General features: G+C 46.2%; 26 protein-coding genes. 6 read left to right on the forward strand and 20 right to left on the reverse strand.

All coding sequences use genetic code 11. From position 1 onward, the window contains the following. Positions 1 to 216: 216 nt before the first annotated feature. From ACOMHB_RS05185 to ACOMHB_RS05225, 9 genes are all read right to left on the reverse strand, one after another. Positions 217 to 867, reverse strand: a complete 651-nt coding sequence (locus ACOMHB_RS05185) for an RloB family protein (RefSeq protein WP_448215747.1) — start codon at positions 865 to 867, stop codon at positions 217 to 219. Beyond that, on the reverse strand, positions 848 to 2,167 hold the full coding sequence (locus ACOMHB_RS05190) for an AAA family ATPase (RefSeq protein ID WP_448215748.1): 1,320 nt from the start codon (positions 2,165 to 2,167) through the stop codon (positions 848 to 850). Before ACOMHB_RS05190 ends, ACOMHB_RS05185 begins: the two co-directional genes overlap by 20 nt. 295 nt (positions 2,168 to 2,462) lie before the next feature. Continuing rightward, on the reverse strand, positions 2,463 to 2,750 hold the full coding sequence (locus tag ACOMHB_RS05195; RefSeq protein ID WP_448215749.1) for an addiction module antidote protein: 288 nt from the start codon (positions 2,748 to 2,750) through the stop codon (positions 2,463 to 2,465). Positions 2,751 to 2,876: 126 nt separating this feature from the next. Continuing rightward, positions 2,877 to 3,194 carry a nucleotidyltransferase domain-containing protein gene (locus ACOMHB_RS05200; RefSeq protein ID WP_448215750.1) on the reverse strand — a complete coding sequence of 106 codons (318 nt, stop codon included), beginning with the start codon at positions 3,192 to 3,194 and terminating at the stop codon, positions 2,877 to 2,879. Beyond that, positions 3,191 to 3,622, reverse strand: coding sequence for a nucleotidyltransferase substrate binding protein (locus tag ACOMHB_RS05205; protein ID WP_448215751.1), 432 nt, complete (start codon positions 3,620 to 3,622; stop codon positions 3,191 to 3,193). The genes ACOMHB_RS05200 and ACOMHB_RS05205 overlap by 4 nt, the downstream gene beginning before the upstream one ends. A gap of 114 nt (positions 3,623 to 3,736) precedes the next feature. Continuing rightward, positions 3,737 to 4,159 carry a type VII toxin-antitoxin system HepT family RNase toxin gene (hepT, locus tag ACOMHB_RS05210; RefSeq protein ID WP_448215752.1) on the reverse strand — a complete coding sequence of 141 codons (423 nt, stop codon included), beginning with the start codon at positions 4,157 to 4,159 and terminating at the stop codon, positions 3,737 to 3,739. Further along, positions 4,152 to 4,556 (reverse strand): type VII toxin-antitoxin system MntA family adenylyltransferase antitoxin, encoded by a 405-nt coding sequence (mntA, locus tag ACOMHB_RS05215; RefSeq protein WP_448215753.1) that lies wholly within the window; start codon positions 4,554 to 4,556, stop codon positions 4,152 to 4,154. Before mntA ends, hepT begins: the two co-directional genes overlap by 8 nt. A gap of 435 nt (positions 4,557 to 4,991) precedes the next feature. Next, positions 4,992 to 5,312, reverse strand: a complete 321-nt coding sequence (locus ACOMHB_RS05220; RefSeq protein ID WP_448215754.1) for a PIN domain-containing protein — start codon at positions 5,310 to 5,312, stop codon at positions 4,992 to 4,994. Then, complete coding sequence (locus ACOMHB_RS05225) at positions 5,309 to 5,566, reverse strand: type II toxin-antitoxin system Phd/YefM family antitoxin (RefSeq protein WP_448215755.1); 258 nt, start codon at positions 5,564 to 5,566, stop codon at positions 5,309 to 5,311. The genes ACOMHB_RS05220 and ACOMHB_RS05225 overlap by 4 nt, the downstream gene beginning before the upstream one ends. Before the next feature lie 170 nt (positions 5,567 to 5,736). Between ACOMHB_RS05225 and ACOMHB_RS05230 the strand changes: the two genes are divergently transcribed. Beyond that, positions 5,737 to 5,922, forward strand: a complete 186-nt coding sequence (locus ACOMHB_RS05230) for a hypothetical protein (RefSeq protein WP_448215756.1) — start codon at positions 5,737 to 5,739, stop codon at positions 5,920 to 5,922. A 293-nt stretch (positions 5,923 to 6,215) separates the two neighbouring features. Here the strand turns inward: ACOMHB_RS05230 and ACOMHB_RS05235 are convergent, their stop codons facing one another. The 6 genes from ACOMHB_RS05235 to ACOMHB_RS05260 form a co-directional block, all read right to left on the reverse strand. Then, the gene (locus tag ACOMHB_RS05235) at positions 6,216 to 6,470 is read right to left on the reverse strand and encodes a UPF0175 family protein (protein ID WP_448215757.1); all 255 of its coding nucleotides are present in this window, start codon (positions 6,468 to 6,470) and stop codon (positions 6,216 to 6,218) included. Next, positions 6,467 to 6,883 carry a nucleotidyltransferase substrate binding protein gene (locus tag ACOMHB_RS05240; protein WP_448215758.1) on the reverse strand — a complete coding sequence of 139 codons (417 nt, stop codon included), beginning with the start codon at positions 6,881 to 6,883 and terminating at the stop codon, positions 6,467 to 6,469. Before ACOMHB_RS05240 ends, ACOMHB_RS05235 begins: the two co-directional genes overlap by 4 nt. A 239-nt stretch (positions 6,884 to 7,122) precedes the next feature. Further along, positions 7,123 to 8,067: an Abi family protein gene (locus ACOMHB_RS05245; protein WP_448215759.1), complete on the reverse strand. Its 945-nt coding sequence runs from the start codon at positions 8,065 to 8,067 to the stop codon at positions 7,123 to 7,125. 234 nt (positions 8,068 to 8,301) lie between these two features. Beyond that, complete coding sequence (locus ACOMHB_RS05250) at positions 8,302 to 8,460, reverse strand: hypothetical protein (RefSeq protein ID WP_448215760.1); 159 nt, start codon at positions 8,458 to 8,460, stop codon at positions 8,302 to 8,304. Then, positions 8,460 to 8,825: a DUF1016 N-terminal domain-containing protein gene (locus ACOMHB_RS05255; protein ID WP_448215761.1), complete on the reverse strand. Its 366-nt coding sequence runs from the start codon at positions 8,823 to 8,825 to the stop codon at positions 8,460 to 8,462. Before ACOMHB_RS05255 ends, ACOMHB_RS05250 begins: the two co-directional genes overlap by 1 nt. Before the next feature lie 182 nt (positions 8,826 to 9,007). Beyond that, positions 9,008 to 9,298 (reverse strand): nucleotidyltransferase family protein, encoded by a 291-nt coding sequence (locus ACOMHB_RS05260; RefSeq protein ID WP_448215762.1) that lies wholly within the window; start codon positions 9,296 to 9,298, stop codon positions 9,008 to 9,010. Positions 9,299 to 9,598: 300 nt separating this feature from the next. Here ACOMHB_RS05260 and ACOMHB_RS05265 point away from each other — a divergent pair, with 300 nt between their 5' ends. Further along, positions 9,599 to 9,796, forward strand: coding sequence for a type II toxin-antitoxin system VapB family antitoxin (locus ACOMHB_RS05265; protein ID WP_448215763.1), 198 nt, complete (start codon positions 9,599 to 9,601; stop codon positions 9,794 to 9,796). Positions 9,797 to 10,007: 211 nt separating this feature from the next. Here the strand turns inward: ACOMHB_RS05265 and ACOMHB_RS05270 are convergent, their stop codons facing one another. The 4 genes from ACOMHB_RS05270 to ACOMHB_RS05285 all read right to left on the reverse strand — a co-directional run bounded on the left by ACOMHB_RS05270 (position 10,008) and on the right by ACOMHB_RS05285 (position 16,603). After that, complete coding sequence (locus ACOMHB_RS05270) at positions 10,008 to 11,180, reverse strand: nucleotide sugar dehydrogenase (RefSeq protein WP_448215764.1); 1,173 nt, start codon at positions 11,178 to 11,180, stop codon at positions 10,008 to 10,010. 883 nt (positions 11,181 to 12,063) lie between these two features. Beyond that, positions 12,064 to 14,277 (reverse strand): GumC family protein, encoded by a 2,214-nt coding sequence (locus ACOMHB_RS05275; RefSeq protein WP_448215765.1) that lies wholly within the window; start codon positions 14,275 to 14,277, stop codon positions 12,064 to 12,066. 165 nt (positions 14,278 to 14,442) lie between these two features. Further along, positions 14,443 to 15,015 (reverse strand): polysaccharide biosynthesis/export family protein, encoded by a 573-nt coding sequence (locus ACOMHB_RS05280; protein ID WP_422136939.1) that lies wholly within the window; start codon positions 15,013 to 15,015, stop codon positions 14,443 to 14,445. 394 nt (positions 15,016 to 15,409) lie between these two features. Then, positions 15,410 to 16,603, reverse strand: coding sequence for a hypothetical protein (locus ACOMHB_RS05285; RefSeq protein WP_448215766.1), 1,194 nt, complete (start codon positions 16,601 to 16,603; stop codon positions 15,410 to 15,412). Positions 16,604 to 16,849: 246 nt separating this feature from the next. On the opposite strand from ACOMHB_RS05285, the gene ACOMHB_RS05290 reads away from it, so the two are divergent. After that, entirely contained in the window at positions 16,850 to 17,386 is a 537-nt protein-coding gene (locus ACOMHB_RS05290) for a hypothetical protein (RefSeq protein WP_448215767.1), read from the forward strand. Between the two features lie 86 nt (positions 17,387 to 17,472). Here ACOMHB_RS05290 and smpB read toward each other — a convergent pair whose 3' ends face one another. Next, complete coding sequence (gene smpB, locus ACOMHB_RS05295; protein ID WP_252177135.1) at positions 17,473 to 17,952, reverse strand: SsrA-binding protein SmpB; 480 nt, start codon at positions 17,950 to 17,952, stop codon at positions 17,473 to 17,475. A 483-nt stretch (positions 17,953 to 18,435) separates the two neighbouring features. On the opposite strand from smpB, the gene ACOMHB_RS05300 reads away from it, so the two are divergent. From ACOMHB_RS05300 to ACOMHB_RS05310, 3 genes are all read left to right on the forward strand, one after another. Beyond that, positions 18,436 to 19,794 (forward strand): sodium-dependent transporter, encoded by a 1,359-nt coding sequence (locus tag ACOMHB_RS05300; protein ID WP_422139910.1) that lies wholly within the window; start codon positions 18,436 to 18,438, stop codon positions 19,792 to 19,794. Positions 19,795 to 19,963: 169 nt separating this feature from the next. Then, positions 19,964 to 20,395, forward strand: a complete 432-nt coding sequence (locus tag ACOMHB_RS05305; protein ID WP_422136945.1) for a type II toxin-antitoxin system RatA family toxin — start codon at positions 19,964 to 19,966, stop codon at positions 20,393 to 20,395. Beyond that, complete coding sequence (locus tag ACOMHB_RS05310; RefSeq protein WP_448215768.1) at positions 20,388 to 20,735, forward strand: RnfH family protein; 348 nt, start codon at positions 20,388 to 20,390, stop codon at positions 20,733 to 20,735. The genes ACOMHB_RS05305 and ACOMHB_RS05310 overlap by 8 nt, the downstream gene beginning before the upstream one ends. Positions 20,736 to 20,738 lie beyond the last annotated feature (3 nt).

Genomic DNA, 20,738 nt, shown 5'->3' on the forward strand with positions numbered 1-20,738 from the left:
TTAGCTTTTGTCAACTTACCAAGCTTGGCGAGGTTACTGATAATAGAGAGCTGTGAAATCAAATCGTGAGCATTCATGCTGAGGTCTTATCCTGATGTGCAGGTATAAGACCATGGACGTATTAAAAAGAAAACAAATATAAGTTACAGGTTAGTAATTTCAGAGGGGTTCATGATTCTTGCCTGAGTCCTTATCCGATTTGCATGCGTTGTCGAGTTAGGCCTTCCCGTTTTGTTTTATTCGCTCGAGTAAGATGTAGACATCTGTATAAGGAGACTCCATTGGTGAGCCAACTTTCTCATGAACTGCTTTCAAATTCTCTGCTCTTTGTTTCGCTACCTTATACTTATCATCAATTTGTCTTGGGTCTATTACTTTACTACCCTTCACATCATAACCAGTTATGTGGCTTTTCAACTTTGCTTGTAAAGCTTTTCTATGGATAGGGGCTGAATGATCCACAAAATGGAGATATGGCCATAATTCAAAACACGGATTTGAGTATCCAATATTCACGCTGTTGGCATGAGCTTTGTCAAAGGCTTGCGATATGTTTGGATGCTCATCTCTATCAAAAACAGCCCAAACTTCATACTGTTTATCAAGAGGATCGCCGCTTTTCTTTGCAGCTTTTGCTAACTCGCATTTTTTCTCAGAAGCCTTATCAACTATAGTTTTTGGAACTCCTGCTGCCCCAACAGTTTCAACAGATACAAGGCCATTACTATGCATAGCACTAAACTGCTTCAAATATTGAGGCTCTGTATTCTTACCCTCACAATATGCATAAATCTTTAATTTTGGCTGTTTTTTTTTGCTTGCCTTTCTTTTGATGCTTCGGTGAGCCCTAAACTTCTTTGGAGGCATTTTCAGTCTCAAAAAGGTTAAAGTTATCAATTAGTCCTAGAAACGGAACTGCTCCAAACCGACCATCTAAATATCCATTTCTTAAGTTTGACCGCTTGCTAATGGAATATTCTGAAAGAGGGGCAACTTTAGTACTTCCATCTCTACACTTTTCTGTTAACCAAACTTCGTCACGCCTAACTCCATGAAAGTTTAGTAATTGTGTTTCGTGCGTAGTGAAAACAAGCTGTGCACAGTTTGGATTTGTTTCTTGGTTGTTAAATAGTTCAACAACTTTAAGAGACAAAAGTGTATGTAAGCTTGATTCAAGTTCATCTACTACGAACACGCCACCGTGCTTCAAAATCCAAAATACTGATGCTAGCAAAGATACTAAAGCTCTGGTGCCTAAGCTTTCTTCCTGAAACTGGAATAATAGTTCTTTGTCATCGCTATTTCTTCGGTGAATATTTATCAGAAATTCATGATCGTCAGATGGAAATTGAAAATTAACATCTTTATCTGAAAAAGAGTTTAGTAATGCAGTTTGAAATGAGTCTCTGAATTTTCTTTGCTCATCATCTATTTCTGATTTAGTTACTTCTAGCCTTGAAGCTCCTACATCAATTAAAGAAAGAAAGTTAGAAATTTCATGTTCTAATCCATATTTATTAATTTTTTTACCAATACTGCTCTCTGAAAATTCAGATTTAAAACGGAAGTTGTAATTTTCCTTGAAATACTGGCTTATGCCTCCTAGTAGTTCATGTTTTGCTTTTGCTGCAACTGATAGAAAAAGACTAGAGTCACCTGTTATTTCTGAAATTGACTTGTTTTTTCCTTTCAAGCCCTTACCAAAGTAAAATTCTGGTTCTCCATCTGTAATGTCCCTATAAAAAAGTACACTTCTTGACATTCTTGAGCCATAAGAAAATGAATAAAGCCATTCAGTTACAACTGTATGATCCTTTACTGAGAACCCATAGTGGTAATGAGTTTCATTAAAAATGAAGTCGATATCAAATGATGTAGGATTCTCGTTGAACTCACTATCTAATCTAAAATTTTGTATATTTGCATATTCAAAATCTCTATTTGCGCTAAGAATTATGCCTGTCACACAGAATCTCAACCCAAGTAATAAATTTGTTTTTCCTGAGCCATTGGCTCCGTACAAAGAGATTATTGGTAGAACTTTCTCTCTAACACCTGTAGGAGAAAATAGGTATGTATCCTCATCTTTTTTTGATGAAGACGTAAATAACACCTCTTGATATTCACCTATAGATCTGAAGTTTTCACAGCCAAAACGTAATATCATACCTTATAAGCACCATATATGCCTCTATAACGCTAATTTAAGGTAATCTATACCAAAAATGCAAGTTAGAGGTGGGTTGTGAATGCTTTTATTGCTAATTTTCGGACTTTTAAGCTGGTTTAAGCACATAACGCCGGGCTAACTCACTCGTCGTAGGCGCGTCGGGCGGAAGGCACGGCAAAATCATGAAAGTGCCTGTCCAGGGAAACCGGGGTCAGGTCTTTCATCGTTCACAATGTAACCCAACACCCTTATTATACTTTTATACTTTGTATTGTCCGATGCCAGAATAACACTAATGCTGAGGGCTGATTTTCAAACTCACTTCCAGAGCCTGAAGAATTTTGAACACTGTTTCAAACCTTGGTTTCGCACCTGGTGCCAGGGCTTTGTATAGACTTTCCCAACCAAGGCCTGAGTCATTGGCTATCTTCTGCATCCCTGTTGCCTTGGCTATATCACCAATAGCCGATAAGAGCAAAGCTTGGTCACCCGTTTCAATGACAGCATTCAGGTACTCTGCAATCGTTTCACTGTCGTCAAGATACTCTGATGCATCAAAGGTCTTTAGCTTCCTGCTCATGTCATGCCTCCAGATTTTTTAAAAGGGCTTTTGCTTTTTCAATGTCTCTGGACTGGCTGGACTTGTCACCATTTGGATACGTGTTCAAGTTACAAAAACGGGAAAGGAAAACCGGGGACAGACCTTTCATCTTGCATAAAACACCTGCCCAACCTGCTTGATGTGGTTCAGCAGGTTTGGATTTTCAATGGTTTCAAGTATGGATAGGTCAAACTGATAGGGAAGCAGCAATTCTTCAAGTGCTTCTTCAATCTGATATTGAACCGTTAAATCCAGCTGCTTTTTTTTGTCGGCTACTAATGTTAAGTCGATGTCTGACCCGGTTTTAAAAGTGCCTTTTGCCCTTGAGCCATAGATAATCGCTTTCCCGACTTGTGGAAAATTGGCAAGCACCTGTTGAATTTCCGAGATAGTCTCTTCTTTCAAGCCAAAACGATCTGTCATGGTTTATCATTTTCCTGCCAGCTCAAGAGTGCTTTTCTCAGTTCACAAAAGGCATCAAAGTACTGTTTCAGTATTTTTACTGCTATTTCATTGGCGACTTCTTCCCGGTAGGTATGGGAGGTGAGGTTCCTGCTTTTAAGCATTTCCATCCAGAGTTCGCCATTGATGATAATGCCTTCTCGAAAAGCAACCCTCACCGCATCTCTAGAGCCAATAACATCCTGAATGCCCCGATAACCCAGAAAATCTTTCAGTGTTTTCCACGCCAGTTCGTGAGTAAACTCAAACCCCTGTATCACGCCCTGTTGCTCCAGCCTGGATAATGGTCGTTGTTCCGAGAGTGTTACTGCCTCTTTTAGTGCTTCCAATGCGGCCTGGTAATTTTCAAAACGTTGTATCCAGCGGATGTCTTTTTGTTGGTCTGGCATGGTTTTCAGATTCAGACGAATGAGCTTTGATCCTAGCAGGTTACTCAGACTGATGGTAAGAAAAACCGGGATCAGTCTTGATTTTTGACGACAAAAAAACCGTGTTCAGGTCTTTCATTGTCCATCATTATTAAAACTGCGCATAACTTCTTCTGCGAACCCGTTAATTTCATCAACATGGTTTTCTATAACAGATTTGAGAATAGCTATGTTCAATTTTTGGTACTCATGGACCGCTATATTCTTGAACCCCACCATTTTTATCATACTGACTGTGAGTGGGGCTGATACCAGTCCATGATCGTTTAGTAGCTGGAAAGAATCTCTGGCATTCTGGGGGATTCCCAATTTTTTCAGTTTGATAACGTAGTTCGCCATATCCTGGGCAGCCTGGCACGCTCTCTGAATATTCAGAATTATAGAATCCTGCTGAGTGTAATTTGTGGCCAGTTCAGACTCATGACCTTTGTATTCTTCATTAATACGCGCAATACAACGCTGAATGATTGAGTATTTGTTAAGAATAATGTCATTCATTACGCAGCCTTCTTTGTAAGTCGTCCAGAATTTCCCGTCTATCGTATTGTAGTTGCTGGTACAACGACATAACCTGGAGTTCGAATAAGTCACAGGTTAGGGTATCTTGCTGCCACAGCCAGATTCCTGTATTGATCACTTCATGCTGTAGTACAGTGGTTGCTGCGCGTAAATCTATCAGGTCAATATTGGTATTCACCTGGCTGGCTAGTGTCTGGGCGTTTTCCCATAGTTCAACCGGGTCAGCCATACCATCTATCAAAATACCCAAGTCTATGTCACTTTCTTTATTGGCTGTGCCGTTGGCATGGCTCCCAAAGAGCAGTATACCTTGTGACAAGTCACCATAAGCTTGCCTGAGAAATGAGATGATGACTGCCTTGCGCAGTGGTTCCATTGGTTTGATATTAGCTCTATCGATAATGGTTTAGGCAGCGTAACTTTTTTGCCGGGTTTTTCCAAGAGATATCGGGATCAGGGCTTTCTTTGTGCACAACTTTCGTCGTTTACAAAGATAAAAGAAGATATTTTCACAATGTAAGGTCTGCCTCACATTCCCCTTTCTAATCTTAACAACTCTACTCTCTCAATTTCTTACTTTGCTTATAAACGATAGAATTTGTACACAAAGAAAGACCTGAGTCCTTTTTTTGACCACGCTTTTAGACCCCGCTCTTCGAAAGTGTGCCAGAATGTAGGCCATCAGGAGCATTCACAAATCATCAAAAACAGGATTCAACCCACGGGCTAAACAGTTCAGCCTGGCTCTGTCGCATATCATCGATATTCCGCGTAACCACTGTGCAACTATGGACTAAACCTGTCACTGCAATTAACCCATCAATAGCTGGTATTGGGGTGCCCGCCAGTTCGGCTTCGGCTTGAATAGCACCCCATTTAGGGCCACATTTAAGTCCACTGACAGGATTCGCTGCCTGAATCTGTCTTTAAGGTCAAACTCCAGCCAGTTGCGTAATTTTCCTTGCCGGGCAGGGTCTTTATTTTTTTCGACTCCTTTTTCAATCTCTCCGAGTGTTAATATACAAAGGTAAAGACTTTGTTCATCCACACTTCCTAACCAATCGATCACTTGCGGATTCGGTTTCTTTTTGAACACTTCGGATAATACACAGGTATCGAGTAGATATTTCACAGCTCAATATCCCTCGGCATCTCTTTGTCTCTGGTAAACGCTTTCGTTTCTGTGGTGCTTGCAAAAGGTGAGCTGCGTAAAAAGTCAACCAGGTTGTTTTCAGGCAGGGCCATTCTCTGGTAATCATCGTAAGAGATGACCACTACTGCGTTATCGCCGTGTTTGGTGACAAATTGGGGACCCTCATTACAGGCCTTTTCTACTATGTGACTGAATTTGCTTTTTGCTTCCTGGAGTTGCCACTGGTTTGCCATGATAAGCCACCTTGTAATTAATGATGACTTAAAGAGGCTAGTCTGACTAGATTTTAGCATCAAGATAGCCCGGAAGTGAAAACCGAAAACCGGGGGCAGGTCTTTCATCATGCATTTTCGGCCCAATGGTCTACTTTTTCAATTTCTGAATAAATATAAAAGTAGTACCAATGAATAAGAAACGACGTGAAAGAATGGCTGCGCTTAGCTGCGATCTTGTCAAGCTTCTATTGGGTTCGGCTGTTTTATACCCGATCTTTCAGGAAAACATGATTGCTGCTATTGTCTTCTTTGGTATGGCCACCTCATTCGCCCTTATCTATCTGGCTTTGCTTATGGAGTCTGACCATGATTGAGATGAACACTTTCGCCTGGACTCTGGCTATTTTCTTTTCCATTGTCTGTGCACTGGTGAGCTGGGTTAAGTACCTGAACCGTAAGGATCATAAAAAATAGCTGCTGGTTTCAGGTCTTACATATCTGCTATACAACTGTCAGCCGAATAGTGCGTAAACCCATTGATGTCTTTCTTAAGAAACAGCAGGGAAGTCAGTGTAAAAAGCTGATTTTCACTGTTGGTGTTGAAATTCTGGTGATTATCAAAGGCAATTATTGGGCTGCTATCTACGATTTGTGAAGTATCCTCGGCTTATCCAAGGTTTTCAAGGTCACTGTCCAGATCCGCAGGGTCATGGTCAACTACAGGAATGCCTTGTGTACCCAGCATCTGGATAAAATCATCCAGTGGAACCCGGGCTATCCTGGCCCCTTTAGCAAGGGTAACCACGTCATTTCGAAACAAATGAATGGCCAGGTTAATTGCCACTCCCTGTTCCAGCATTTGGTCTGCAAATGGAATGCCCAACAGTGCATTCAGGTCAGGTGTTTCCAACGCTGTTTTCATGACCAGGTTTCACCGCTCATGGTTACATAAAGCTTTACGGAATCTTTGATAAAGGCATCCATAATATTCAGTGCAGCTTTTGCTTTTTCCTCATCGTAGTCGTGAGAAGTTCCGATGCGAGTTTCTGCGTATATCAACCACTGAGCAACATCAGATGTTAGTAAGCGGTTTTCATTGGCTATCCGAAACAGCGGCTTTGGACTGTCAGGCACATCAGGGAGACCAAGGCCTTCTTTCAGGTAGTGTTTCAGGGCTTTCCATAAGCAGTCGTAGCAGATTACAAACCGCCGGATAACGGATTCAGAAACTGCTTCCTGAATCCATGTAGGTAAGGAGTTATCTAGAGTTTGCCAATTTCCGAATTGTGACTCCAGTAGTGCAAGGGACTGCTTGAATTTCCCAAAGTCAACCATTTAGAGGGTGTCGCAAAATTCTGGTTCCTATGCTTTTAGGACCTGTGGGCCCCAGAGTGGGAACGAACTGTTAATTTCTGGGGTTTTCATGATTTTTCCCTGATATTGGCCTGAACGATATCCAGGCTTGAGCTTTCAGGGTGTTGGTTGGTGATTTTTACCATGAGGAAGTAACAGCGTAAAAGCTCGAAAGCCATTAAATAGAAATCGGGATGAGATAGATGAGCAGACTTTTGGTGCTATTGCCAGAGAAGTCTGTCTTGCCAGTCATCTGGAAAACCCATGCCTCGGGTACTGATGCCGTGTTGCTCTATCAGCTGTTTTAGGCGCTTCTGCCATTGGTTTTTGCCACAAATGATATTCATTATATGAATTAAGACGACAAAGGTGTTGTATAGCTTTCGTAATTGACGCGGGTTATCCGGTCTCGAGTAAAGACTCTTTATTAGTGCTTCGTCCGCGTTGGTCGGTAAGATAAATGTCTTGGTTAACTGGCGATTCCATAAGCGGGCGTGGTGAGCAGCATAGTTTCTAACCAGTGACAGGTGCTCACAGAATGACGTCATGACTTTTTCATTCAGTTGGTAGACAAGGCTTATCGACTGTCGATCGCTACGTAAGCGTATATTGCTAAACCATTTGGATAGCTGACCCATAGTCATTAATTCAACAGCAGCCCAAATCGGTGGAAGCTCTTCTTCGTATTTACCAGTCAGATGCCTGATGAAATCTTCTTTACTGGATTTCACATCACTATCGAGCTTGCTCAGGCTTCTGGCGTATACCATTGGGTTGGCAAAAATTTCCGCTTTGAGGTGTGGGTGTGCGGTCTCATAATTGTGACTCAGATGATAGGCAAACTGGGTTCTCAGGGAGACTTCAAGCCGTTCAATGGCATCAAGTACCAGAAGCCGGAGTTCTCGGTCGAAAATATAAAGATTGAGTACATCATCAAAGTGGGTACCAGCCCTGAGTCGATGGGAAGCATGTTCTTCCTCAAAGGGCAGGCAGTAGGCCCTAAAGCGATAGTAGTTCAGCTGTCCAAGGTAGAATTCTGCTTTGTCCGAATCATCCACTATAAGGTTACGGGACTTGAGACGCTCGACTTGTTGACTTAATGAAAGGGGTGGCTTGTCGTAGGGGACCCGGGGTGGCTTTCGATTGAACCGTCTTGATGAACTCACAGATCAATCCCTACAAGGTAACTATTTTATAGGTGTCCAGAAACAAGTAACCCCTTTCAGTGCGCTGATCTGACGGGAAGCGGAAGGGGTATTGTTAGACAGAATCATAGCGCAGCTACCGGCAAAATCAAACATAATTTTAAGTGTTGGTTTGGATAAAAGTTAGATCTCGCTCCAACTCGTCTTTCCTGGAGGCATTGCAAATATAACGGGTGAATCACAGGTTTGTCCTGTTTAATCAAAATTTCTATCTTCAGAAAGGAGGGATACTTCTTTCTCAATCATTTCAATACTGGGCAGTTTATCTTCCAATTGATCTGGCAATGCCTGGGCCAGCAGATACTCTGCAACACCAATGGGCTTGGTATTATCCCTGCGGGCATATTTGGCCACTACCTTGTTGCAAGCAGTCGGCTCTCTATCTGGTGCGCAAGTACATTGCGAGTCCAGCCGTTTTCAATGGTTTTAGTGGCGTATTGCAGGCGCTGCTGTCGGTCTTTAAGCTTACTTAACAGCAGCAGATTATGCCCCCAGGGAATTTGTCCAACAGTCTGTTGGACATTTGATTCTGTGGTGAAGTCTGGCCAGGCATCAGCAAAGGCAGGCATATTCATCAGGTTGGCCCGGGAGAAACCTTTCAGGTCCGGAAAACTGCGCTGCTGGTCATGGGCTAGCTGCTTGACCACTTGGGCTCCCCAGCCTTCAACCTGCTGACGAACCAGAATCTCATGACCTATCTGCCAGTAAAGCCCCAGCATTTCCCGGCACAATCCTGAGTGTTTCCCTCACTTTCAGAAGGGTAGTGACTTGTCCTTTTGTAGATGCTTTCATGGTTTTCTACCTCCAGCTTAAGGTAATACTAAAATAGTTTTACTTTAAGGTGTGTAGAGTAGGAAACCAGGTTCAGGTCAAAAAACTGAGGTCAGGGGATTTTTCAGTTTTATATCGGCTCTGCCTGGCTAAGAACTTCTTCTCTGATAGAGTCTGAAAGTGAGCCGGGGGTCAGGATGTCAACTTTTACACCGGTTAGCTGCTTTAGCTTGTGGCGAATCGCTCCAATATCAAATAGCGTCATGCCCTGATCTGGGTCAATCAGTATGTCCAGGTCACTGGTTTCGGTGTCTGTTCCATTCAGTACAGAGCCAAATACTCTGGCATTGGCCGCTTTATGTTCTTTTATGATGGTCTTGATCTTTACCCGATATTTTTTTAATGCTGCCGATGGTCTCATGGGATGCCTCAGCCGATAGTCGTTTCTACCTGGTCACCAGTAGTTCACTCCGGATTTGCGATTGTTCAGACATGGGCAATGGATTAGCACTCGGGCTAGACTGACTTTTTGTGTAAACCATTGTGTAAGTACTCAACCATACGAAATCATATTTTCTGACTCATTGTTCAGGCACTCTGACTGCGTTGCAACTCTGGTCACATAGCTTGCTATGTTCCCGTCGTTGCGCCTTGCAGAGCACCTGACCAATAAGCCAGAAATATTCGATTCCGTATGGTTGAGTACTTAGCAGTTGATAACATGCCATCAAACCTAGCTATAGACGACGACTTGATTGCTCAGGTCCAACAACTGGGTGGCTATAAAACCAAAAAAGCAGCCGTTAACGAAGCTCTCGCCGAATTTATTCGCCACCGCAAGCAGTTGGAACTACTGGATGATCTCGGCACCATTGATCACGACGCTCAGCCCCTTAAAAAAGAGGCCCGAAGAAAATAATGGTGCTTGTTGATACCTGTGCATGTTCGGCTGCGCTGCGTCGACGCAGGACTGAATCCATATCTGAAGAAACAATACTGTTGCAGAGATTAATCCGCCAACACCGGGCTGTGATGATTGGCCCGATATTGCAAGAAGTGTTAACCGGCATTAAATACGATGAGCAATTCACTCGGTTGTGTGAAAAACTGAGTGCGTTTGATCTGCGACTTCACGAATCCACCCCAAATAAATCACGGGTATAAACTTTCTCCGCAACATCTTCCAAATCAGATTCTTTGCGGTTGGCAATAATCACATCACTGACTGCTTTAAAGGCTTCCAAATCGTTGATCACCTCTGAATGAAAGAACTCATCTTCAGTCAGCACCGGCTCATAGACGACAACTTTAACCCCTTTGGCTTTTATCCGTTTCATCACACCTTGAATGGCTGATGCACGAAAGTTATCGGAGCCGGCTTTCATCACCAGTCGGTAAACACCGACCACTTCAGGGTTGCGCCGTAGAATGGAGTCGGCAATAAAATCTTTTCGGGTGGTGTTGGAATCGACAATAGCTCTGATCAGGTTATTGGGCACATCCTGATAATTGGCCAGTAACTGTTTGGTATCTTTTGGCAGGCAATAGCCGCCATAGCCAAAGCTTGGATTGTTGTAGTGGCTACCAATCCTTGGGTCCAGCCCAACACCTTCGATGATTTGCCGTGAGTCGATACCGTGGGTTTCACAGTAGGTGTCCAGTTCGTTAAAGTAGGAAACCCTCAGTGCCAGAAAAGTATTCGAGAACAGTTTCACGGCCTCGGCTTCGGTGCTGTTGGTGAAAAGAATGGGAGTATCTTTTTGCTCCGCACCCTGAGCAAACAGCTCCGCTATTTTTTTTGCCCTCTCTGACTGTTCACCAATGATGATTCGGGAAGGGAAGAGGTTGTCGTGCAGTGCCTTGCCTTCTCTCAGAAATTCCGGAGAAAAGATGATGTTGTTGCTGCCGGTGTCTTCTTTTAATTGCCGGGTGAAGCCTACCGGTACCGTTGATTTAATGATCATGACGGCATCCGGGTTGGTGTCCATCACATCACGAACCACCGTTTCAACACTTTCGGTATTAAAATAATTGGTCTTCGGATCATAATCCGTAGGGGTTGCGATAATGACATAATCAGCCTCAGCAAATGCCTGCTGTTTATCCAGAGTGGCCCGGAAGTGAAGCATCTCATTGCGAAGGAAACGTTCAATGTCGTCATCCTCGATCGGTGAGAGGCGTTCGTTCAGCATGTCCACTTTCTCAGGGATAATGTCCAGCGCAATCACTTCATTGTGTTGGGCCAAAAGCATGGCATTGGACAAACCGACATACCCGGTTCCGGCTATTGCAATTTTAGGCATTGGAGTCACTTGTATATTCAGGGCGTCAAAATTGCCAAGGCAGATTTGTGATCGTGTATCTTCGCAGCAGCCTGGCCAAACCAGTCAAAAAGTGCTGCGTAATGCGTGAAACGTTAATTTTGCTCAAAGCTTTCAGACGCAGAAGCGGGAACTGGTTAGTTAAACTCACCGGAATTCGTAGAATCTGGCAGCGCTAGACGATTGTTGCAATTATAAAAATCACGCTACCGCCCCTCAGATTTTCGGTTTTTACTGAAACAACCAGCGTTCAATTGCGATGTCCAGCCGTACGGCTTCGGTAACAGGCATTGCTTACACCGCCAATCACGCTGCCTGTCAAATAAAAAAGAGCACCACTGACAACCAATGATGCAGGTATGAGCAGACAGGGAAAAATTAGAGAGATCTAGCACCCCGATAACAATGGAGATACATTTTACGGCTACAATATTACATTTCAAGTACGACGCATGTTTTGTACTCTACTCTCATGGGTGAATGACCGCATTAGACCCCAAAAGTCGTTGTTTTCAGAGAGTTTGTACTATAGCCCTGAATAGTTTTTTGGTAATTTCACTGGCTCAGTAGCGAAAAGCTCTGGTTTTTGGTTTTAGACAATATTTTTATATTTAAAGTATCAGAAGTCACGCCGAGCATTAAAAATAACATATTTAATCTGTCGTACATAATCAATATTTCGAGTAACTAATATACGACTTTGGTCAATACCTGCCACAGCAATTGGTCTATCAATGGCAGGTATCAGGCTCTCGTTTTTGGTCTCAGCTTGAATTGCTCCCGCGACATAAAACGGTATTTTTCGATTTACCAAGAGCCTAAGGCCATTTTTTAAGCCTTAGCGCTCTTCACGATTTAACAGAGATCAGGAGGCTCCGGAGTAGTAACCAGTTGTGTCGTAATACCGCTGGTTATAACCGTAAGGATCTTTGGCTTTCGGGTTAATCTTGTTCAGCACCGCTCCAGTAACCGGAGCCCCGGCCTGCAGCAGTCGGCCAACCGCCGCGTTGACGGCATTGGCCTGCATACGCCCGGCTTCGACCACATAGACTAGCCCGTCACAATGGCGGGAAACCATCAATACATCGCTGACGTTCTGCACCGGTGGGCAATCCAGTACGATGTAGTCGTAATGCTCCCTCAGTTTGCTCAGCAGGCTTGCCAGTCGATCAGAAGCCAGCAGTTCTTGTGGGTTTGGAGGTACCATGCCGCAGGGAATCACATCAATCCCTTCCAGTTTATGCACCGCATCGGAGACTTTCGCGGTACCGGCCATTAAATTGGCCAGCCCGGAAGAACCCCCTTTGATATGGAAGTTTTTACCCACCACCGGGCGACGTAAGTCACAGTCAATCAGGAGGGTTTTGCCCAGCTGCCCAAGAGCCAGCGCCAGGTTGGAGGCTACCGATGATTTGCCCTCACCGGGTACCGTTGAGGTGACACCAAACAGTCGGTGTTTCTCGTCCATTGCCGTCAGGTTGACACTGGTCCGGATGGTGCGCACCGCCTCCCCGAATGAAGCTTGTTTTTTGTCGGTAAACAGGTTGAATACGTGGTCCAGCAGGGCTTTATCGGTGAGTTTTGGCAATACCCCCATTACCGGCAGGTTTAGCTTCTCTTCTACGTCCCGCGTCGTGCGAATAGTGTTGTTCAGCATTTCCAGCAGGAAGGCGATACCGCAGGAGATCAACAAACCCATCAATGCGGCCACGGCAATAATCAGCTTTTTCTTCGGTTTGATCGGCGAGTTCGGTACAAAGGCTTGATCCACTATACGGGCATTGGCGGTTTGCAGGTCGCTGGTAGCGGAGGTTTCCTGAATCCGTGTGAAGAAGGCGTCGTACAGGTCTTTATTGGTCTGTACTTCACGCTCCAGAGCTCGCAGGCGGAATTCTTTGCGGTTGGTCGCCTGAATGCGTTTTTTCAGCGCTTCTACCGCCGCAGTCAGGCTGCGTTCATTGGCCTTGTCGATTTCGTATTCTCGCTCTACCCCTTCGACGATGGTGCGAATCTGGAGATTAAGGTTGTCCTGAATACTTTTCAGTTCAGACCTTGCCGAAATCATATCAGGATGTTTCGGGCCGTAACGGCGGGACAGATCCGTTACCTGTCGTTGAACTTTTGATTTCTCCTGCTTCAGATTTTGAATCAACGGGTGTTTAAGTACCGCCTGCAGGGATGCATTGTCGCCTTTGCGCGTATCACCGGTAGAGATCTGTCTATAGATGTTCTCAGATACCGCCAGCTTGCGGCGCACTTCCACCAGGGCATTGGTTAGCGCCTTGAGTTCGTCACTGGAAGCGTTCAGGACTCCTTCCAGCTCAATCAGGTTCTCCTGTTCACGGTAGTCCTGTAACTCCTGTTCTGCCACTCTTAGCTTTTCGGAGAGTTCGCCCATTCTTCCCTGCATCCAGTCAGTGGCGTTCAGGGTCAGGGCCAACTTTGATTCCATGTAGGCTTCGATATAGGCGTTGGCAATGGCGTTGGCGATTTTTGCCGCCAGTTGCGGGGTTTCGGATTGGGCATGGATTTTTACAATCTGGGTTTTTCGCACGGGCTCAATGGAGACACTGGCTGACAGTGCATTGATGGTATCGCGCATGATCATGCCCGGATCTTCCGGTGTTTTCGGCTCTTTCAGGCCGAACCAGCTGCGCCAGTCCAGCATGCCTGCATACCAGGGGGCTTCTTTCAGTCGACCGTTAAACTCCGGGTTGTTCAGCAAATCAAGCTTGTTGACTACCTTTTCCAGAACGCCACGGGATTTCAGCACCTCAAACTGGGTGTTGAGGTAGCTGTCGGTTCCACCATCAATGCCGTAGACCTCTTCAATGGACAGGACTTTGGCCTGCTCCTGCTCGATTTGCAGGGTAGCGGTGGCCTGGTAGATGGGTGTCATGGAGAACACCGCAAATATCGCCACCAGGGTGACCGCAGCGGTAAAACCGACAATCGACCAGCGGTGACTGTTGAGCACATGGAAAATCTGGCGAAGGTCGATAATCTCTTCGTCCCGGGGCAGTCTTGTTTTTGCAGGGGCTTCGGGTGGCGATGATGCCTTTCGGGTTTCTGTGTTCATATCGGGTACATATTTTTTGCCATGGAGTCACTGAGGAGATTTTTTTTAAAAGAAAAACCTCGTGCCTTCGTGGTTACTGAAAAAGAGTCTGGTTAGCTGCCGGTTTTCTTGGATGTTGCACGAGAATAGTCTTCTATTTTTCGGACTCTATTCTCGTTCAACCTCCTAGAAGAAGCTTTCGCTGACAACGATAATATCACCGGGCAGAACCGAACCATTAAGCGACAGTTCCTTTTCTTTCTCACTGCCATTTTCATCGCGTGTGACGATAATGCCTTTTTTGGAAGCCCGCTGAGTAAAACCACCCGCCAGAGCGATAGCTTTTTCCAGGGTCAGCCCCGGTTCAAAGGGAAACCCTCCCGGTTCCTTGACTTCACCGGTGACAAAAAACTTGCGGTATTTCACCATGGAGACGCTAACCCGAGGGTCAATGAAGTAGCCGTCTTTCAGTTTTTCCGTTATCAGCCTTTGTAGCTGACCCAGGGTGAGACCTTTGGCGCGAAACTCCCCAAGGAACGGATAGGAAATACTGCCCGCATCCGTCAGGATTATTTCTTTCTCCATCCCTTCTTCACCGTAAACGGAGATCATGATTTCATCCCCTGCACCCAGTTTGTAGCGAGAGAGGCTCATGGGGTTGGCGGCCAGCAGGCCACTACTGAAGACCATGATTGATAGTAAAACGACTAAAGTCGTCAGCTGCCGCAGTGGGTTGGTTAGGTATTGTCTGGAAATCATTGCTTGTACCCTATTGAAATCTCCTGAAAAGGCTGAGGTTTATCTGAGGCGATAGATTGAAAAAAGTCCTGAATAAAAAAAGCAGGCATAATAGCATATCATGCTATACGTTTCCCGCCTTCTGAAAAATAGGGCCTTTCGCAGGTTGGCTGACCAAAAATCAGGTAAAAGAGCAGAAATATTCGGCAAATAACAAGGTTTCCTTCCTCATAGCAAAGTATTGCACCAGGTCAACCTGTTTACCGGGGTTACCCGGAAGCAGGTTGAGTATCGTTCTCTTATTTGCACGTGTCAGGCGTGGATCGGGCCTGAAAACCGAACAGCCTGCAAAAGAACAGAAAAAGGAACAGTCTGACACTTTTACCGGCAAATAGAAGCAAACGACGACAGCCTTTTAGAGAGCTAATGTGGCCGTGAGCATATAGTGGTCTCGCTTATAATCTTCAGCACCGGTAAAGCCGTTTTTGTCGGTTTCATCGCGGCTGACATGCTGCCAGGAGGCAGAGAGTAGAATGTTATGTTTGATGTTCCAGTCTACCGCCAGACCCAGCTGGTTTACCTTGCGCTCTTTCTCGGTGATGCCGCTGGCGTCTTGAATCGATTCGTCGGAATAACTGTAGCTGGCTCGGGTGTTGATTTTTCCGGTCCACTGGTGCTCCCAGGTGAGTCGGGTTGTGGTGCCTTTGGTAAAGTCCGCACTGGCCGGGTCATCCGATTCCAGACCGTAGTCCCGGGTGGTGCTCAGCTGAATCAGAGAGCGGTCTACCGGTAGATAGCTTACACCCAATTCCCAGCCAGTATAATCCTGGCGTTCTATGCCAGTGGCACTCCGGTAACGGCGACCCAGTTTGGCATAACCACTGCTTTTGGCGGTGGCATCCCAGCTGAGACCTATGAGATAGCTGGTGATATCGTAAGCAGCATTCTGTTCCTCGGTGTAGTCAAGCTTGCGCTCCTTGATTTCTATCAGGGCACTGGTCTTGGGCATGAACTGGTAATAGCCGGTGGCACCATATTCAGTAGTCTTTTTGTCTTCGCCACCCGCTCTGTAATTCTGTTTGTTGTAGCTGCCAAACAGGTCAGCACGCATTATCGCCTCCTGGGCGCCAAAGCCGTATTTCAGACTGCCCTGGGTGCGATTATATTCCGGTGCGGACTTATCAGTGACATCATTAACAGTAGAGCCAGCATCGTGGTAGCGGCCAAGGTCAAATCCGGCATCCAGCCTGTGGCGGCTGGTAAATTCCTGGTGGATATCTCCCTTAACACCAACGTCGGTATAATTGGCGTCGGACTGGCTGGAAAAATTGGTGTTACGGGCTGCCAGGGTTGCCGCGTAGGTGTTGAGACCGGTTTGGGCTCGGAACTGCGCTTCGGCATTCAACTTGTAAACTGTAGAGCCTTTATCCGCCAATTCGCCTTCACCTTTACGGTAAACATTGTCGTCGTAGCCGATACCGGCACTGACTACCGGTACCATTTCTACAGGACCCAGATTGATATGGCCTGCATCCTCAACGGCAGCCATCGCGTTCGTGCCATACATAGCCAGCAGACTTGCTGTGCTGAGCTGCTTTATTCCCTTCATGCTAACTGTCTCTACCTTAAACTGTAATGGCTGGTGTAATATAAACGACGTCCATCTGGATAAGCCAGTATATTAATGTCTATTACTGCTAATTAACAGATACTGTTTAATAGACACGGCAAGACTTTTGCCAGTTTTTATAGGCCAGAGTCAACCAATATAATTTCTCGCAGTCCCTGCCTATACATGGATGCGACAGTTGCTGTATAAAAGGTGCATGTCCAGGGAACCGTAACCGGAACAACGATGAAACCAAAACTCATATTTGCATCCACTGCGCTGATGATGGCGGCCCTCTCGGGTAGTGTCCGGGCCGACCTCGCGCAAGATCTGACGACCATGCCCGTCAAGCAGGCACTGGCCAAGGCCATGGAAAATGATGACCAATCCATTGAAGCGCTAATTTCAGGAGCTACCGCAAAGTTGCAGGATCAGCCAGACTTGCTGGCTTCACTGGTGGTGGCTGCGGTTGCTGAATTTCCGGATCAGATGAAGCCGATTGTCTATATTCCAGCTTGTCAGGTTTCTGAACAGAACAAAGAATCGATGGTCGCTGCGTTGATGACCGCCTCAGCAGGCAATGCTGCTTTGCAGGGCGCGATTGGTCAGGCCGCCGCAAACTGTGAGCAGGCACTGGCGGAAACTGAGGGCACGACAGAAGAAGCGGAACAGACGGAAATTGAAGCGGAACAAACAGAAGTGGCTGTTGACACCACGGTGCCGCCACCACCTCCACCTAACACAGGTGCAGGTGACAGGCCGCCGGAGATCAGTCCGAACTGAAGCTTTCTGCTCCCGGAGCCTCCGGGAGCAACCTTTTCTTCTCTGCTTAGCTGAACCTGCTGTGTGATTCTGAAAAGTTTAACCTGTCACCCCCGATGCATAACCCGCTGCTTTTCAATATTCCACTCGCGCTCTTTGGTGGCGGCTCGCTTGTCGAACTCTTTCTTGCCTCGGGCGAGGGCTACCTGACATTTGACCAGGTGGCCTTTCCAGTAGAGCTTGGTAGCGATACAGGTATGACCTTTCTGTTGAGTTTCCGAGAACAGCTTGGCTAGCTCTCTTCTGTGCAACAGCAGTTTGCGGTCGCGCAGAGGATCTGCCACCACATGGGTGGATGCCGTATCCAATGGAGTGATCTGGGCACCAATCAACCAGGCTTCGCCATCTTTGAGCAGAACGTAGCTGTCTACCAGCTGTACTTTGCCCATGCGAAGGCTTTTGACTTCCCAGCCTGCCAGTGACAGTCCCGCTTCAAATGACTCATCTATATGGTAGTCATGACGGGCCTTTTTGTTGACGACAATGGAGGAGTCGCCTTTACCGCTTTTTTTCGATCTTTTAGCCATGCGCGGATTATAACGTGGATAGAGTATAAAACCAGTCGTTGCTTATGACTGTTACTTATTCAAGTTCCTGACGATTTTTCGTATTTGTCCGGGATTTACATTGTTTAGGTTAAATATTCTGGGCTGTAAATTATTTTGGAGGATATTTCTTTTTTTGTGGTGATTGTAGGAAAAAGTGGTTGAGGTGAGAAATTAAACCGATACAATGCTCAGCGTCGCCCTCATGCTCCAGTGAAAGCTTTATGGTAGCTGCTTTATCCGGTGTTGAGTGGGCTGTTATTTGTGCCTCTGGCTGTAAGTAATGACTCTACTCTCTTCTTCAAGCTGGTTGTCGTTTGAGCTCCTTTTCCTGACTGTCTGATTCGAGACTGAATAGTCCGGGCGGCTTGCAATTAAATGCAGTGTTGTTTGAATTATCCTTGCAGCACTCTGCATGAAGGTTTCACTCGATAAGAATTTTGTTGTATATCATTGAGGAGTCTCATGTCAGGACAAAACCCGACAACCTCGCGCAAAACCTGGAACAACCGTTGGACATTTATGCTGGCTGCGGCCGGCTCTGCCATTGGTCTGGGGAATATCTGGAAATTCCCATACATTGCCGGTCAGTACGGCGGTGGCGCCTTTGTTCTGGTTTATCTGCTGTGTATCGCTCTGGTAGGTATTCCTTTGCTGATGGCTGAAACGGCCATTGGTCGTTCAACCCGCCTGAGCCCCCTGAATGCCATGCGTAAACTGACCAGCGACGCAGGTGTCTTTCGTGGCTGGGAAGTGATTGGCTGGATGGGGATGGTCACCGGCTTCATCATTCTGACCTTCTACAGCGTAGTAGCCGGCTGGGCGCTGTCATACGCCTGGGATCTGTTGACAGGTGTCTTCAATGGTATGTCAGCTGATCAGATTGGCGGTGAGTTTGAAGCTCTGACAGCCTCGGCGCCAAGACAGATTCTGTGGCACACCCTGTTTATGGTTATCACTGTTCTGATAACCGCTCGTGGTGTTCATAAAGGTCTGGAAAAAGGTCTTCAGGTTATGATGCCAACGCTGTTCGTCCTGTTGTTTGCCATGTTGGGCTACAGTATTCTGGCCACCGGTGAATTTATGCGTGGTTTCCACTTCATGTTCGATGTGGATTTCAGCAAGATTACCGGCGAAGCGGTTGCGGCGGCAATGGGTCAGGCCTTCTTTACCCTGAGTCTGGGTATGTGTGCCCTGATGGCGTACGGTGCCTACATGCCTGCTAATAACTCTATTCCGCGTACAGCTCTGAATGTTGCATTCCTGGATACCCTCATGGCCATCATATCTGGTCTGATCGTATTCCCGATTGTTTACGCTCATGGTCTTGAGCCTTCTGCCGGCCCCGGCCTGCTGTTTGTTTCCCTGACCTCTGCCTTCGCTAATATCACTGGCGGATCGATTCTGGGCTTCATATTCTTCACGCTGGTAGGTATCGCTGCCCTGAGTTCAGCCATCTCCCTGATTGAGCCTTCTCTGTCCTGGGTGACTGAGCGCTTCGCTATCAATCGTGTACTGGCGACCTGGTTGATTGGCGGTGCTATCTGGCTGGTTGGTCTGGGCTCTGTGTTCTCCTTTAACATCTGGGCCGACGTCAAGTTCTTCGACAAGACTATCTTTGACCTGGCGGGTTACATGACCGACGTTTTCCTGTTGCCTCTCGGTGGTGCTTTGACAGCGATCTTTGCTGGCTGGATTATTAAGCGTTCTGTTATGTCTAACGAACTGGCTATGAGCGTTGGTCTGTTCAATGTATGGCGCGTTGCCGTTCGTATTATTGTGCCCGTAGCGGTAGCTCTGATTCTGTACACAGCGCTGAAATGATTTGAAGCCTTTTTAAATCATAATCGACGCAGAGCGTAGCTATGGGGCTACGCTCCTCCCACACCTTCTGATGCTCAGTTACACTGTCCTTCCTGCAGAGTCCTGAAAGCAAAAACTTTGACAATATGGTATGCTCGCGGGCCCTTGTTTTGTAAATTTGCAGTGTGTCATGCCAAGAGTTTCCCGTTCAGCCCTGATCATGCAGCCAGTAGAAAAAATGTATCCGCTGGTGGCTGATGTTGAAGGTTATCCTGAGTTTCTACCCTGGTGTTCAGGGGCCAGAATACTGAAGCAGGAAGGGGAAGTGCTGGAAGCCGCTCTTGAACTGTCAAAAGGGAGTCTGGGTTATGAGTTTTCCACAAGGAACCGAATGGTGGAAAATCGGTCTATTGAAATGTCATTGCTGAAGGGGCCTTTTTCAAAGCTGAATGGGCTCTGGACATTCAAACCGTTGGGCAATGAAGGCTGCAAGGTATCTCTGGAGCTGGATTTCGAAATATCCAACCCGGTGCTCAGAGCTACAGTCGGTGCAGTGTTCAATAAGGCAATGAATAAAATGGTTGACGCCTTCTGTCAAAGAGCGGAGCAGCTTTATGGCTGAAAACAATAACCGGTCGGAGCCGGGGGAAGATTCCAGAGTAAGCGTTGAAGTGGCTTACGCCAAGCCGGATGATTACCGAATCCTGACTGTAGATGTTAAAGAAGGTACTTCAGTACTTGATGCTGCCAGACAATCCGGGATGAAGTCGATTTTTTCTGAGATTGATTGGGACTCTGTTAAACTGGGTATCTTTGGCAAAGCGGTTATCAGACCTGCCGATCAGGCAGTGAAAGAAGGTGACCGGATAGAAATTTATCGACCATTGATAGCTGATCCGAAAGAAGTGCGCAAGAAGCGTGCGGAGTCAGCAAAACTCAAGAAAGAAGCAGCTGCATCCTGAGGG

The sequence above is a fragment of the Endozoicomonas sp. 2B-B genome, assembly GCF_053470045.1.

Bases quoted from the DNA above. Each gene is read 5' to 3' on its own strand.
- ACOMHB_RS05185 (WP_448215747.1), bottom strand. From the start codon at position 867: ATGCCTCCAAAGAAGTTTAGGGCTCACCGAAGCATCAAAAGAAAGGCA.
- ACOMHB_RS05190 (WP_448215748.1), bottom strand. From the start codon at position 2,167: ATGATATTACGTTTTGGCTGTGAAAACTTCAGATCTATAGGTGAATAT.
- ACOMHB_RS05195 (WP_448215749.1), bottom strand. From the start codon at position 2,750: ATGAGCAGGAAGCTAAAGACCTTTGATGCATCAGAGTATCTTGACGAC.
- ACOMHB_RS05200 (WP_448215750.1), bottom strand. From the start codon at position 3,194: ATGACAGATCGTTTTGGCTTGAAAGAAGAGACTATCTCGGAAATTCAA.
- ACOMHB_RS05205 (WP_448215751.1), bottom strand. From the start codon at position 3,622: ATGCCAGACCAACAAAAAGACATCCGCTGGATACAACGTTTTGAAAAT.
- hepT (WP_448215752.1), bottom strand. From the start codon at position 4,159: ATGAATGACATTATTCTTAACAAATACTCAATCATTCAGCGTTGTATT.
- mntA (WP_448215753.1), bottom strand. From the start codon at position 4,556: ATGGAACCACTGCGCAAGGCAGTCATCATCTCATTTCTCAGGCAAGCT.
- ACOMHB_RS05225 (WP_448215755.1), bottom strand. From the start codon at position 5,566: ATGGCAAACCAGTGGCAACTCCAGGAAGCAAAAAGCAAATTCAGTCAC.
- ACOMHB_RS05230 (WP_448215756.1), top strand. From the start codon at position 5,737: ATGAATAAGAAACGACGTGAAAGAATGGCTGCGCTTAGCTGCGATCTT.
- ACOMHB_RS05235 (WP_448215757.1), bottom strand. From the start codon at position 6,470: ATGAAAACAGCGTTGGAAACACCTGACCTGAATGCACTGTTGGGCATT.
- ACOMHB_RS05240 (WP_448215758.1), bottom strand. From the start codon at position 6,883: ATGGTTGACTTTGGGAAATTCAAGCAGTCCCTTGCACTACTGGAGTCA.
- ACOMHB_RS05255 (WP_448215761.1), bottom strand. From the start codon at position 8,825: ATGCTGGGGCTTTACTGGCAGATAGGTCATGAGATTCTGGTTCGTCAG.
- ACOMHB_RS05260 (WP_448215762.1), bottom strand. From the start codon at position 9,298: ATGAGACCATCGGCAGCATTAAAAAAATATCGGGTAAAGATCAAGACC.
- ACOMHB_RS05265 (WP_448215763.1), top strand. From the start codon at position 9,599: ATGCCATCAAACCTAGCTATAGACGACGACTTGATTGCTCAGGTCCAA.
- ACOMHB_RS05270 (WP_448215764.1), bottom strand. From the start codon at position 11,180: ATGCCTAAAATTGCAATAGCCGGAACCGGGTATGTCGGTTTGTCCAAT.
- ACOMHB_RS05275 (WP_448215765.1), bottom strand. From the start codon at position 14,277: ATGAACACAGAAACCCGAAAGGCATCATCGCCACCCGAAGCCCCTGCA.
- ACOMHB_RS05280 (WP_422136939.1), bottom strand. From the start codon at position 15,015: ATGATTTCCAGACAATACCTAACCAACCCACTGCGGCAGCTGACGACT.
- ACOMHB_RS05285 (WP_448215766.1), bottom strand. From the start codon at position 16,603: ATGAAGGGAATAAAGCAGCTCAGCACAGCAAGTCTGCTGGCTATGTAT.
- ACOMHB_RS05290 (WP_448215767.1), top strand. From the start codon at position 16,850: ATGAAACCAAAACTCATATTTGCATCCACTGCGCTGATGATGGCGGCC.
- smpB (WP_252177135.1), bottom strand. From the start codon at position 17,952: ATGGCTAAAAGATCGAAAAAAAGCGGTAAAGGCGACTCCTCCATTGTC.
- ACOMHB_RS05300 (WP_422139910.1), top strand. From the start codon at position 18,436: ATGTCAGGACAAAACCCGACAACCTCGCGCAAAACCTGGAACAACCGT.
- ACOMHB_RS05305 (WP_422136945.1), top strand. From the start codon at position 19,964: ATGCCAAGAGTTTCCCGTTCAGCCCTGATCATGCAGCCAGTAGAAAAA.
- ACOMHB_RS05310 (WP_448215768.1), top strand. From the start codon at position 20,388: ATGGCTGAAAACAATAACCGGTCGGAGCCGGGGGAAGATTCCAGAGTA.